The 13,133-nt window shown below is 68.9% G+C and carries 11 protein-coding genes; all 11 read left to right on the plus strand.

All coding sequences use genetic code 11. The features are described from left to right. The first annotated feature begins 16 nt into the window (after positions 1 to 16). The 11 genes from ABZU75_RS06055 to ABZU75_RS06105 all read left to right on the plus strand — a co-directional run bounded on the left by ABZU75_RS06055 (position 17) and on the right by ABZU75_RS06105 (position 13,122). Positions 17 to 694 carry an NADH-quinone oxidoreductase subunit C gene (locus ABZU75_RS06055; RefSeq protein WP_350918471.1) on the plus strand — a complete coding sequence of 226 codons (678 nt, stop codon included), beginning with the start codon at positions 17 to 19 and terminating at the stop codon, positions 692 to 694. A gap of 65 nt (positions 695 to 759) precedes the next feature. Next, positions 760 to 2,016 carry an NADH-quinone oxidoreductase subunit D gene (locus ABZU75_RS06060; RefSeq protein WP_355550145.1) on the plus strand — a complete coding sequence of 419 codons (1,257 nt, stop codon included), beginning with the start codon at positions 760 to 762 and terminating at the stop codon, positions 2,014 to 2,016. Positions 2,017 to 2,102: 86 nt separating this feature from the next. Continuing rightward, positions 2,103 to 2,765 carry an NADH-quinone oxidoreductase subunit NuoE gene (nuoE, locus tag ABZU75_RS06065; RefSeq protein ID WP_355550147.1) on the plus strand — a complete coding sequence of 221 codons (663 nt, stop codon included), beginning with the start codon at positions 2,103 to 2,105 and terminating at the stop codon, positions 2,763 to 2,765. An 88-nt stretch (positions 2,766 to 2,853) separates the two neighbouring features. After that, on the plus strand, positions 2,854 to 4,140 hold the full coding sequence (nuoF, locus tag ABZU75_RS06070) for an NADH-quinone oxidoreductase subunit NuoF (protein WP_350918465.1): 1,287 nt from the start codon (positions 2,854 to 2,856) through the stop codon (positions 4,138 to 4,140). A gap of 67 nt (positions 4,141 to 4,207) precedes the next feature. Continuing rightward, entirely contained in the window at positions 4,208 to 6,691 is a 2,484-nt protein-coding gene (locus tag ABZU75_RS06075) for an NADH-quinone oxidoreductase subunit G (protein WP_355550001.1), read from the plus strand. Beyond that, complete coding sequence (gene nuoH / locus ABZU75_RS06080; protein WP_355550003.1) at positions 6,691 to 8,040, plus strand: NADH-quinone oxidoreductase subunit NuoH; 1,350 nt, start codon at positions 6,691 to 6,693, stop codon at positions 8,038 to 8,040. The genes ABZU75_RS06075 and nuoH overlap by 1 nt, the downstream gene beginning before the upstream one ends. Further along, complete coding sequence (nuoI, locus tag ABZU75_RS06085) at positions 8,027 to 8,542, plus strand: NADH-quinone oxidoreductase subunit NuoI (protein WP_350955372.1); 516 nt, start codon at positions 8,027 to 8,029, stop codon at positions 8,540 to 8,542. Before nuoH ends, nuoI begins: the two co-directional genes overlap by 14 nt. Next, positions 8,535 to 9,371, plus strand: a complete 837-nt coding sequence (locus ABZU75_RS06090) for an NADH-quinone oxidoreductase subunit J (RefSeq protein ID WP_350918453.1) — start codon at positions 8,535 to 8,537, stop codon at positions 9,369 to 9,371. The genes nuoI and ABZU75_RS06090 overlap by 8 nt, the downstream gene beginning before the upstream one ends. Further along, on the plus strand, positions 9,368 to 9,664 hold the full coding sequence (gene nuoK, locus ABZU75_RS06095) for an NADH-quinone oxidoreductase subunit NuoK (RefSeq protein ID WP_350918451.1): 297 nt from the start codon (positions 9,368 to 9,370) through the stop codon (positions 9,662 to 9,664). Before ABZU75_RS06090 ends, nuoK begins: the two co-directional genes overlap by 4 nt. A gap of 66 nt (positions 9,665 to 9,730) precedes the next feature. Then, a complete protein-coding gene (gene nuoL / locus ABZU75_RS06100) occupies positions 9,731 to 11,593 on the plus strand; it encodes an NADH-quinone oxidoreductase subunit L (protein WP_355550149.1) in 1,863 nt (620 codons plus the stop codon). Further along, positions 11,593 to 13,122 carry an NADH-quinone oxidoreductase subunit M gene (locus tag ABZU75_RS06105; protein ID WP_355550006.1) on the plus strand — a complete coding sequence of 510 codons (1,530 nt, stop codon included), beginning with the start codon at positions 11,593 to 11,595 and terminating at the stop codon, positions 13,120 to 13,122. Before nuoL ends, ABZU75_RS06105 begins: the two co-directional genes overlap by 1 nt. Positions 13,123 to 13,133: the final 11 nt, after the last annotated feature.

Genomic DNA, 13,133 nt, shown 5'->3' on the forward strand with positions numbered 1-13,133 from the left:
GCGGTAGGCGACCGACATGAGCACTGAAAACCTCCCGGAGGTCCCGGAGGAGCCCATCGCCCGCCTGGGCATGTTCGGCACCTCGGGTACCGGAGACACCTCGGGCTACGGCCGCCTCGTCGTGCGGCGCAAGCCCGAGCTCTCCACCCCCCGCCCGTACGGCGGGTACTTCGACACCGTCGCCGACGAGCTGGAGCGCGCCCTCGGTGGCGACTTCGCCGACGCCGTCGAGCGCGTGGTCGTCGACCGCGGCGAGCTGACCTTCCACGTCAGGCGCGAGCGCCTGCTCGACGTGGTCAGGGCACTGCGCGACGACGCCGCCCTGCGCTTCGAGCTCTCGCTCGGCGTCTCCGGCGTGCACTACCCCCATCTGACGGGTCAGGAACTGCACGCGGTGATCCACCTGTGCTCGATCACGCACAACCGCCGCCTGCGCGTCGAGGTCTCCTGCCCCGACGACGACCGGCACATTCCCTCCACGGTCTCTGTCTACCCGACGCACGACTGGCACGAGCGCGAGACCTGGGACTTCTTCGGCATCGTCTTCGACGGACACCCGGCGCTGACCCGCATCATGATGCCCGACGACTGGGACGGCCACCCCCAGCGCAAGGACTACCCGCTCGGCGGCATCCCGGTCGAGTACCGCGGCGCCGAGATTCCCGCGCCGGACCAGAGGAGGTCTTACACGTGAGCACCTTTGACGACGAGGCCACCGAGGGCACGGTCTACACCGTCTCCGGCAACGACTGGTCGGAACTGGTCGAGACCCTCACCGGCCAGCAGGACGAGCAGCTCGTCATCAACATGGGTCCCCAGCACCCGTCCACGCACGGCGTGCTCCGCCTGATCCTGAACCTGGACGGCGAGACGGTCACCGAGGCCCGCACGGTCATCGGCTACCTGCACACCGGCATCGAGAAGAACCTCGAGTTCCGGACGTGGACCCAGGGGACGACGTTCGTCACCCGGATGGACTACCTGGCGCCGATCTTCAACGAGACCGCCTACTGCATGGGCGTCGAGAAGCTGCTCGGTATCACCGACCGGGTCCCCGAGCGGGCCCAGGCCATCCGCGTGATGATGATGGAGCTCACCCGGATCTCCTCGCACATGGTGGCCATCGGCACCTTCGGCATGGAGCTGGGCGCGACCACGCCGTTCCTCTTCGGGTCCCGCGAGCGCGAGATGGTGCTCGACGTGATGGAGTACATCACCGGCCTGCGGATGAACATGGCCTACGTCCGGCCCGGCGGTGTCTCCGTCGACCTGCCGGCCGGCGCCGTCGACAAGGTCGGCGAGCTGCTCAAGGTCATGCCGGGGCGCATCAAGGACATGCGCAAGATGCTCGACGCGAACCCGGTCTACCTGGCCCGCACCAAGGACGTCGCCTACCTCGACCTCACCGGCTGCATGGCGCTGGGCGTCACCGGTCCGATGCTGCGGGCCGCAGGCCTGCCGTGGGACCTGCGCAAGTCACAGCCCTACTGCGGCTACGAGACCTACGAGTTCGACGTCCCGACGGAGAAGAGCGCCGACGTCTACGGCCGCTACCTGGTACGGATGGCCGAGATGGAGGAGTCGCTCAAGATCATTGAGCAGGCTCTGGACCGCCTCTCGGGGCCGCTCAAGGGCGGCCGGGTGATGGTCGACGACAAGAAGATCGGCTGGCCCGCGCAGCTCGCGCTCGGCCCCGACGGCCTGGGCAACTCGCCCGACCACATCGCGCACATCATGAGCGGCTCCATGGAGGCGCTGATCCACCACTTCAAGCTGGTGACCGAGGGCTTCAGGGTCCCGGCGGGGCAGGCGTACGCCTCGGTCGAGTCGCCCCGCGGCGAGCTCGGCGCCCACGTGGTCAGCGACGGTGGCACCCGCCCCTACCGCGTACACTTCCGCGATCCGTCCTTCACGAACCTGCAGGCCATGCCCGCGACGTGCGAGGGCGGCATGGTCGCCGACGTCATCTCGGCGGTGGCCTCGATCGACCCGGTGATGGGGGGTGTCGACCGATGAGCGCGCCCGACGAGAGAGCGGTTGCCGGCGGTGAGCCGGTGGGTGGGCAGAGCACCCCGTCGAGCAACGAGGAGGTGAGCGCGACCATGACCAAGGGGTACGCGCCGGAAGTGCGCGAGCGCCTGGAGCGCGACGCCAAGGAGATCATCGGCCGCTACCCCAGGCCGCGGTCGGCGCTGCTTCCCCTGCTGCACCTGGTGCAGTCCGAGGACGGCTACGTCTCCGACGACGGCCACGAGTTCTGCGCCGAGATGCTCGGGCTGAGCAAGGCCGAGGTCGTGGGCGTCTCCACCTTCTATACGATGTACAAGCGCAGGCCGATGGGCCAGTACCACGTGGGCGTGTGCATCAACACGCTCTGCGCGGTCATGGGCGGCGACCAGATCTGGGACGAGCTCTCCGAGCACGTCGGTGTCGGTCACGACGAGGCGACCCCGGACGGGAAGATCTCGCTGGAGCGGCTGGAGTGCAACGCCGCCTGCGACTTCGCCCCGGTGATGATGGTCAACTGGGAGTTCTTCGACAACCAGACCCCGGACTCGGCCAAGCAGCTCGTCGACGACCTCAGGGACGGCAAGGAGCCCTCGCCGACCCGCGGCCCGAAGAAGCTCTGCACGTTCAAGGAGGCCTCGCGGGTGCTCTCCGGCCTGCCCGACGGCCTGGCCGGTGACGGCCCCTCGGCGGTGGGTCCCTCCCTGGAGGGCCTGAAGATCGCTAAGGCCAACGGATGGAAGGCTCCCGAGGCGTGAACGGGCGCGAGGTCAACATGATCGGGCGAGCAGGCAGGTACGGCGCGGTCTCGTCACGGAGCGACGGGCTGCCAGGCGAGGAGACGAAGTGACCACTCTCACCCCGGTTCTCACCGCGAACTGGGACCAGCCGAACTCCTTCACGCTGGAGGGCTACGGCGACTACTCGGCGGCCAAGAAGGCGCTGGGCATGGACCCCGACGCGGTCATCCAGGTCGTCAAGGACTCCGGGCTGCGCGGCCGAGGCGGCGCGGGCTTCCCCACCGGCATGAAGTGGGGCTTCATCCCCCAGGGGGACGGCAAGCCGCACTACCTGGTGGTCAACGCCGACGAGTCCGAGCCCGGCACGTGCAAGGACATCCCGACGATGATGGCCAACCCGCACGCGCTGGTCGAGGGCATCATCATCACCGCGTACGCGATCCGGGCCAACCACGCCTTCATCTACGTGCGCGGCGAGGTGCTGCACGTCATCCGCCGCCTGCAGGCGGCGGTGGCCGAGGCGTACGCCAAGGGCTACCTCGGCACCGACCTCTTCGGCACCGGCTTCAACCTGGAGCTCGTCGTGCACAGCGGGGCGGGTGCCTACATCTGTGGCGAGGAGACGGCGCTGCTCGACTCGCTGGAGGGTCATCGCGGCCAACCTCGGCTCAAGCCCCCCTTCCCCGCCGTGGCGGGTCTCTACGCCTCGCCCACCGTGGTCAACAACGTCGAGTCGGTCGCGAGTGTTCCCTCGATCATCGCCAACGGCGCCGAGTGGTTCGCCGGGATGGGCACCGAGAAGTCCAAGGGCTTCGGCATCTTCTCGCTGAGCGGCCACGTGACCCGGCCCGGCCAGTACGAGGCTCCGCTCGGCATCACGCTGCGCGAGCTGCTGGAGATGTCCGGCGGCATCAGGGAGGGCCACCGGCTCAAGTTCTGGACCCCGGGCGGGTCGAGCACCCCGATCTTCACGGACGAGCACCTGGACGTCCCGCTGGACTTCGAGTCCGTGGGCGCCAAGGGCTCGATGCTCGGCACCCGGGCCCTGCAGATCTTCGACGAGACCACCTGCGTGGTGCGCGCCGTGCTCCGCTGGACCGAGTTCTACGCGCACGAGTCCTGCGGCAAGTGCACCCCCTGCCGGGAGGGCACCTACTGGCTCAAGCAGGTGCTCAAGCGGCTGGAGAAGGGGCAGGGCACCGAAGAGGACCTGACCACGATCACCGACATCGCCGACAACATCCTGGGCCGCTCCTTCTGCGCCCTGGGTGACGGTGCCACCAGCCCCATCCACTCGTCGGTGAAGTACTTCCGCGACGAATACCTCAAGCACTTCGAGATCGGCGGCTGCCCGTTCGATCACGCCCCGTCCACGGTGTGGGGGGCGAAGTGAGCGCGCGCAGGAAGGCCACCGGCAAGCACAGCACCGTCTCGGTCGCCAGGCCGACGGAGGAGACGCCATGACCGTCGAAGCCACCACCCCGGCGCAGGCGCCGGTGAACCTGGTCACCGTCACCATCGACGGCTTCCAGGTGAGCGTCCCGAAGGGCACGCTGATCATCCGGGCGGCCGAGCTGCTCGGCATCCAGATCCCCCGGTTCTGCGACCACCCGCTGCTGGACCCGGCCGCCAACTGCCGCCAGTGCCTGGTGGACATCCCCGACGCGGGCAACGGCCGGGGGTTCCCCAAGCCGCAGCCCTCCTGCGCGATCGAGGTCGCCGAGGGCATGGTCGTCCAGACCCAGCTCACCTCGCCGGTCGCGGAGAAGGCGCAGCGCGGCGTCATGGAGCTGCTGCTCCTGAACCACCCGCTGGACTGCCCGGTCTGTGACAAGGGCGGCGAGTGCCCGCTGCAGAACCAGGCCATGTCCAACGGCCAGGGTGAGAGCCGCTTCGTGGAGAAGAAGCGGACCTTCGAAAAGCCGGTCGCGCTCTCCTCGGAGGTGCTGCTCGACCGCGAGCGCTGCGTCCAGTGCGCGCGCTGCATCCGCTTCTCCGACGAGATCGCCGGCGACCCGCTCATCGACTTCTTCGAGCGCGGGGCCAAGGAGCAGGTCGGAGCCGCGGACGGCCGCCCGTTCGAGTCCTACTTCTCCGGCAACACGGTGCAGATCTGCCCGGTGGGCGCGCTGACCGGTGCCGCCTACCGCTTCCAGGCCCGCCCGTTCGACCTGGTCTCCACGCCCAGCGCCTGTGAGCACTGCGCCAGCGGCTGCTCCCTGCGCGCCGACCACCGGCGCGGCAAGATCACCCGCCGCCTGGCCGGGGACGACCCCGAGGTCAACGAGGAGTGGAACTGCGACAAGGGTCGCTGGGCCTTCACCTACGCGACCCAGCCCGACCGGCTGAAGACCCCCCTCGTCCGTGACGAGGAGGGTCGCCTGGTGCCGGCCTCCTGGCCGGAGGCGTTCGCCGCCGCCGCCAAGGGCCTGTCCGCGGCGCGCGGGCGCGCGGGCGTGCTCGTCGGCGGTCGCGTCACCGTCGAGGAGGCGTACGCGTACTCGAAGTTCGCCCGGATCGCGCTCGGGACGAACGACATCGACTTCCGCGCCAGGCCGCACTCCGAGGAGGAGGCGCGCTTCCTGGCGCACGCCGTCGCCGGCAAGGGCATCGAGGTCCGCTACGCCGACCTGGAGAAGGCGCCGACGGTGCTCCTGGCGGGCTTCGAGCCCGACGAGGAGTCGCCGATCGTCTTCCTGCGCCTGCGCAAGGCATGGCGCAAGAAGGGCCTGAAGGTCTTCTCCGTCGCGCCGTTCGCCGGCCCCGGACTGGCCAAGATGGGCGGCACGCTGATTCCGGCGGTGCCGGGCACCGAGACCGCCGTCCTGGACGACCTGGCCGCCGTCGACGTGACGGCCGCCGAGGCGATCAGGCAGCCGGGAGCGATCATCCTGGCCGGTGAGCGACTCGCCACCGTGCCGGGCGCGCTGTCGGCGCTGCTGCGGCTCGCCGACTCCAGCGGTGCCCGCCTGGCCTGGATCCCGCGCCGCGCCGGTGAGCGCGGGGCCGTCGAGGCCGGGGCGCTGCCGAACCTGCTGCCCATCGGCCGCCCGGTCGCGGACGAGACCGCCCGCGCCGAGGTGGCCAGGGCCTGGGACGTCACCTCGCTGCCCGAGGGCGAGGGCCGCGACACCACCGCCATGCTGGCGGCGGCGCTCGACGGAGAACTCGACGCCCTGGTCGTCGCGGGTGTCGACCCCTACGACCTGGCCGCGCCGCAGGCGGCCCTGCTGGCCCTGGAGAACACCCCGTTCATCGTGAGCCTGGAGCAGCGCGCCAGCGCGGTCACCGACCGCGCCGACGTGGTGTTCCCCGTCGCCGTGGTGGCCGAGAAGTCGGGCACCTTCGTCGACTGGGAGGGGCGCGGGCGCTCCTTCGAGGAGGCGCTCGGGGTTCCGGGGATCATGAGCGACCTGCGGGTCGTCTCCGCGATCGCCGACGCCATGGACGTGCACCTCGGCCTGCCCGACCCCGCCGCCGCCCGCCGCGAGATCGGCTCGATCGGCGCGTGGCGTGGCCCCAGGGCCGCGGCCCCCCAGGCGAGCGGCTCTCTCGCCGCCGGGCCGCGGGCGGGGGAGGCCGTCCTGGCCAGCTGGCACCTGCTGCTCGACGACGGCCGCCTGCAGGCGGGCGAGCCGTACCTGGCGGGCACCGCCCGCCCCGGCGTGGCGCTGGTGTCCGAGGCCACCGCCGCCGAGTGCGGCCTGGTAGAGGGTGGAGAGGTGGTCGTCGGCACCGAGCACGGCTCATTGAGCCTGCCCGTGCGGATCGCGGACCTGCCCGACCGGGTGGTGTGGCTGCCGGCCAACTCCGAAGGTCGCTCGGTCACCCGTGACCTGCACGCCGTCGCCGGTGATGTGGTCAGGGTCGGCGCGGTGAACACCGCCGAGAGCACCACGGCCGGCGAGGTAAGCGCCGCCGGCGAAGCTAACGAGGAGCGGTAATGAATGCCCGGACTCTTCTAGCGGCCGATCCGACCCTTGCCGACTTCGGCAAGGACCCGCTCTGGATCAGCATCATCAAGGCCGTCGTCATCTTCATAGTCCTGATGCTGGGCGTGCTGTTCGGCGTGTGGTTCGAGCGCAAGCTCATCGCCCGCATGCAGAACCGGTACGGTCCCAACCGGGCGGGCAAGTTCGGGCTGCTCCAGTCGGTGGCCGACGGCCTGAAGATGGGGCTCAAGGAAGACCTGATGCCCCGGACCGTCGACAAGGCGATCTACTTCATCGCCCCGGTCGTCCTGGCGGTACCGGCCTTCCTGGCCTTCTCCGTCATCCCGATGGGCCCGATGGTGTCGATGTTCGGTGTCCAGACGCCGCTGCAGCTCACCGACCTCCCGGTCGCGGTGCTGCTGGTGCTGGCGATGGCCTCGATCGGCGTGTACGGCATCGTGCTGGCGGGCTGGGGCTCACGCTCCCCGTACTCGATCCTCGGCGGCCTGCGGGCCAGCGCCCAGGTGGTCTCGTACGAGATCGCGATGGGCCTGTCGTTCGTGGGCGTGTTCCTGTTCGCCGGGACGCTCTCCACCTCGGAGATCGTCGCGGCACAGGCCAAGGGCGGGGTGTTCACGCTGGGCGGCCTGGAGATCCCGATGCCCTCCTGGTACATGATCCTGCTGATCCCGTCCTTCCTGATCTACATCGTCACGATGCTGGGCGAGACCAACCGGGTCCCCTTCGACCTGCCCGAGGGTGAGGGCGAGCTGGTCGGCGGCTTCCAGACCGAGTACTCCAACTCGCTGAAGTTCGCGATCATCATGCTCGCGGAGTACGTCAACGTCTTCGTGGTCTCCGCGGTGTCCATCACCCTGTTCATGGGCGGCTGGCGTGCCCCGTGGCCGATCTCCATGTGGGACGGCGCGAACACCGGCTGGTGGCCGCTGCTCTGGTTCTTCGCCAAGATGGTGCTGGTCTTCGGCTTCTTCGTCTGGTGCCGCGCCTCGCTGCCGCGCATCAGGTACGACCAGCTCATGGCCCTCGGCTGGAAGGTCCTCATCCCGATCAACCTGGCCTGGATCCTGCTCGTGGCCACGGTCAGGGCCCTGCAGCTCGAAAACGTCAACCGGTCGCTCGTGCTCATCCTGGCCGCGATCGTGATGATCGGCTGCCTCGGGATCTGGTGGCGCTTCGACAGCGTGCTGCAGAAGCGCAAGGAGGCCAAGGCCGCACTGGTCGAAGCCGAGTTCGAGCAACTCCAAGCCGAGCCGACCGCGGGTGGCTTCCCTGTGCCGCCGCTCGACCTGCCGCACTACCACGGGGTAGAGCGCAAGGAGGTTCCCAGTGGGAGCAACTGATTGGCTGAATCCCATCAAGGGATTCGGCGTGACCTTCCACACGATGTTCAAGAAGGTCGAGACGGTCAACTACCCCGAGGAGAAGCGGCCCACGGCGCCGCGCTTCCACGGCCGGCACCAGCTCAACCGCTGGCCCGACGGCCTGGAGAAGTGCGTCGGCTGCGAGCTGTGCGCCTGGGCCTGCCCGGCCGACGCGATCTTCGTCGAGGGGGCCGACAACACCGATGAGGCACGGTTCTCACCCGGTGAGCGCTATGGGCGCACCTACCAGATCAACTATCTGCGGTGCATCCTGTGCGGCCTGTGCATCGAAGCCTGCCCGACACGGGCGCTGACGATGACCAACGAGTACGAGCTCGCCGACACCAGCCGTGAGAGCCTGATCTACACCAAGGAAATGCTGCTCGCACCGCTCGGTCCCGGCATGGAGGTCCCGCCGCACCCCATGCGTCTCGGCGAGACCGAAGAGGACTACTACCGGCTGGGACGCAACAATGGGTGAGACCATCACGTTCTGGATCCTGGCGGTCGTCTCGGTGTCGGCCGCCCTCGGGCTCGTCTTCAGCCGCAAGGCCGTCTACTCGGCCCTGATGCTGGGCGTCGTCATGCTCTCCCTGGCCGTGCTCTACGCGGTACAGGACGCCCCCTTCCTCGCCGCGGTGCAGATCATCGTCTACACCGGCGCGGTCATGATGCTCTTCCTGTTCGTCCTGATGCTCGTCGGCGTCGACTCCGCCGACTCGCTGGTCGAGACGATCAAGGGGCAGCGCGTCTGGGCGGCGATCGCGGGCCTGGGCTTCGCCTTCCTGCTCGCCCTGGGGGTCGGCAACGCCACCTTCGCCGCGCCCACCGGCCTGGCCGAGGCCACGAAGGTCGCGGGCGGCAACGTGCCCTCCCTGGCACAGCTGATCTTCACGCGGTACGTCTTCGCCTTCGAGGTCACCTCGGCGCTGCTGATCACCGCCGCGCTCGGCGCGATGGTGCTGGCGCACCGCGAGCGCATCCGGCCCAAGGCCACCCAGCGTGACCTGGCCCGCGCCCGGTTCAACGGCCCGCAGCCTTCGCCGCTGCCGGGACCCGGCACCTACGCGCTGCACAACGCGATCGACATGCCGGCCCTGCTGCCCGACGGCACGGTCGCCGACAAGTCCATCAACCGGGTGCTCGCCAGGCACGAGATGGAGGGCGGCTTCGCGCCGACCGACCCGGTGAAGGCGGCGCTCATCAAGCAGGTCCTGGAGAGGGACGCGGCGCAGGATCGCGATTCCGACTCAGGCGACAAGCCCGTCCAGGCGGAGGACGCGGCGCCCCAGCAGGAGGACGGCAAGTGACCACTCACTACCTGGTGCTCTCCGCGCTGCTGTTCGCGATCGGCGCCATCGGCGTGCTGGTACGGCGCAACGCGATCGTGGTGTTCATGTGCGTGGAGCTCATGCTCAACGCCTGCAACCTCGCGTTCGTCGCCTTCGCCAGGCAGCAGGGCAACCTGGACGGCCAGATCATCGCGTTCTTCGTGATGGTGGTGGCCGCGGCCGAGGTCGTCGTCGGCCTCGCCATCATCGTGATGATCTTCCGAACCCGCAGGTCCGCGTCGGTGGACGACGCGAACCTGCTGAAGTACTAAGAGGTGGCCGTGGAACCCGCTGAGATCATCCAGCATTCCGGGGGTGTGATCGGAGTCTCCTGGCTCATGGTCGCGCTCCCGCTGCTCGGTGCCGCGATCCTGCTGCTGTTCGGGCGCCGCACCGACCGCTGGGGTCACCTCCTCGGTGTCGCGATGTCCCTGGGCGCGTTCGCGGTGGCGGTCGCCGCCTTCGTCCAGCTGCTCGGGCTGCCCGATGCCCAGCGTCGCCAGGGGGTCAGGCTCTACGAGTTCATCCCCGGCCTCGCCGACATGGGGCTGCTGATCGACCCGCTGTCGATCAGCTTCGCCCTGCTGATCACCGGTGTGGGATCGCTGATCCACATCTACTCGATCGGCTACATGTCGCACGACCCGGGCCGGCGCCGGTTCTTCGCGTATCTGAACCTGTTCGTCGCCGCGATGCTCCTGCTGGTGCTGGCCGACAACTACGTCGTCCTGTTCGTCGGCTGGGAGGGGGTGGGCCTCGCCTCGTACCTGCTGATCGGTTTCTGGCAGTTCAAGCCCACGGCGGCGGCCGCGGCCAAGAAGGCGTTCATCGTCAACCGCGTCGGCGACTTCGGCCTGCTGATCGCGATCTTCACGATCTGGACGACGTTCGGCTCGGTCGCCTTCAACGAGCTCACCGGAGGGGCGGTCGGCGGAGCGATCTCCTCCGGCGCGGCCTCCCAGGGCACGATCACCGCGGTCGGCCTGCTGCTGCTCCTCGGTGCCTGCGGCAAGTCGGCCCAGCTGCCGCTGCAGTCGTGGCTGCTGGACGCGATGGAGGGCCCGACCCCGGTCTCGGCACTCATCCACGCCGCGACCATGGTCACCGCGGGCGTCTACCTGGTCGTCCGCTCCGGCGCGTTCTTCGAGGCCGCCCCGACCGCGCAGCTCGTCGTGACGATCGTCGGTGTGGCCACCCTGCTCGCCGGTGCGATCATCGGTTGCGCCAAGGACGACATCAAGAAGGGCCTCGCCGGTTCGACGATGTCGCAGATCGGCTACATGATGCTCGGCGCGGGCCTCGGCCCGGTGGGCTACGCCTTCGCCATCGCGCACCTGATCGCGCACGGCTTCTTCAAGGCCAACATGTTCCTCGGGGCGGGCTCGGTCATGCACGCCATGAACGACGAGGTCGACATGCGCAAGTACGGTGGCCTGTTCTCGGTGATGAAGGTCACCGCGGCCACCTTCATGATCGGCTATCTCGCGATCATCGGGTTCCCGCTGCTGTCCGGTTACTTCACCAAGGACGGCATCATCGAGACGGCCATGGAGCACAACCAGATCCTCGGCTGGCTCGCGGTCGTCGGTGCCGGCATCACCGGCTTCTACATGTCGCGGATGGTCTTCATGACCTTCTTCGGCAAGCGGCGCTGGGCCGACGACGCGCACCCGCACGAGTCGCCCTCCGTGATGACCGTGCCGCTGATCCTGCTGTCGATCGGTTCGGTCTTCCTGGGCGCCTTCCTGATCCTGGACAACCGGCTCATGAGATTCCTCGCCCCGGCGGTCGGCCTGCCCGAGCACCTGCCCGGATTCCACCCCTTCAGCGTCCCCGGTCTGACCACGCTCGCGCTGGTCGCCGTCGGCGTCGTCTACGCCTGGTTCCGCTACGGTGCCGCCGAGGTGCCCCGGCTCGCCCCGCGCGGCTCGTTCCTCACCACCTTCGCCCGCCGTGACCTGTACGGCGACGCTCTGAACGAGGCGCTGTTCATGCGCCCCGGCCAGTGGCTGGCCCGGTTCGCGGTGTTCTTCGACAACCGCGGCATCGACGGCCTGGTCAACGGCCTGGCGGCGGGGATCGGCGGGACCTCCGGGCGGCTGCGCCGCATCCAGACCGGCTACGTACGGTCCTACGCGTTGTCCATCCTCTTCGGTGCCGCCGTGGTCGTTGGCGCGCTGCTCTACGTAGGGAACATGTGATGCCCTGGCTCTCGACCCTGATTGCCGTGCCCGTTCTGGGCGCGGTGGGTGTCTCCCTTGTCAAGAGTGACAAGCTCGCGAAGCAGCTGGCGCTGGCGGTCTCACTGGTCGTGCTGGCGCTCACCGGCGCCCTCGCGTACCTGTTCGAACCGGCCTCCGAGACGCGCTTCCAGTTCGCCGAGGTCTACGACTGGATCCCGCGGTTCGGCGTCCACTACGGCGTCGGCGTGGACGGCATCGCCCTGGTGCTGATCGCGCTGTCGGCGGTGCTCGTGCCGATCGTGATCCTCGCCTCCTGGCACGACGCCGACGGAACCGGGGCCGCGGCTCCGCCCAAGCGCTCGGTGAAGACCTACTTCGCGCTGCTGCTGGTGCTGGAAGCGATGATGATCGGCGTCTTCGCGGCGACCGACGTCTTCCTCTTCTACGTCTTCTTCGAAGCCATGCTCATCCCGATGTACTTCATGATCGGGTCGTACGGCGGAGCCCAGCGGTCCTACGCGGCCGTGAAGTTCCTGCTGTACTCGCTCTTCGGCGGCCTGCTCATGCTGGTCGCGGTGATCGCGCTCTACGTGATCGCCGGCAAGGGCACCTTCATGTTCCCCCAGCTGATCGGCGTCATCCAGGACCCGACCACGCAGAAGTGGCTCTTCGCGGGCTTCTTCATCGCGTTCGCGGTCAAGGCGCCGCTCTGGCCGTTCCACACCTGGCTGCCCGACGCCGCCGCGCAGGCCCCGGCCGGCGCCGCGGTGCTGCTGGTGGGCGTGCTGGACAAGGTCGGCACGTACGGCATGCTCCGCTTCTGCCTGGAGCTCTTCCCGGACGCGTCGAAGTTCTTCACCCCGCTGGTGATCGTGCTGGCGGTGGTGGGCATCGTCTACGGCGCGATCGTGGCCATCGGCCAGACCGACATGAAGCGCCTGATCGCCTACACCTCGATCTCGCACTTCGGCTTCATCGCGCTGGGCGTCTTCGCGATGACCAGGGACGCGGGCGCGGGCGCCACCCTCTACATGGTCAACCACGGCTTCTCGACCGGCGCGCTCTTCCTGGTCGCCGGTTTCCTGATCTACCGCCGGGGTTCCAGCCAGATCGCCGACTACGGAGGCGTGCAGAAGGTCGCCCCGCTGCTGGCCGGCACCTTCCTGATCGCCGGCCTGTCCGGGCTCTCCCTGCCGGGACTGTCCACGTTCGTCAGCGAGTTCATGGTCCTGATCGGCACCTTCGAGCGCTACCCGGTCGCGGCGATCATCGCGACGAGCGGCGTCGTCCTGGCGGCCGTCTACATCCTGTGGATGTACCAGCGCACGATGACCGGCCCCTCGAAGGAGTCGGCCCACGTCATGCCCGACCTCAACTGGCGCGAGATCTGGGTGATGGGCCCGCTGATCGCGGTGATCATCGCCATGGGCTTCTTCCCCAAGCCGGTGCTTGACGTGATCAATCCCGCGGTCGACAAGACGATCTCCAGCGTCCACATCGAACCGTTCACGCCCGCCGTGGCAGAGAAGAAGGGGGCCGGCCAGTGAACGGCACCATC

The organism is Streptosporangium sp. NPDC005286 (assembly GCF_040607515.1).
In the GTDB taxonomy this organism is placed as follows: domain Bacteria; phylum Actinomycetota; class Actinomycetes; order Streptosporangiales; family Streptosporangiaceae; genus Streptosporangium.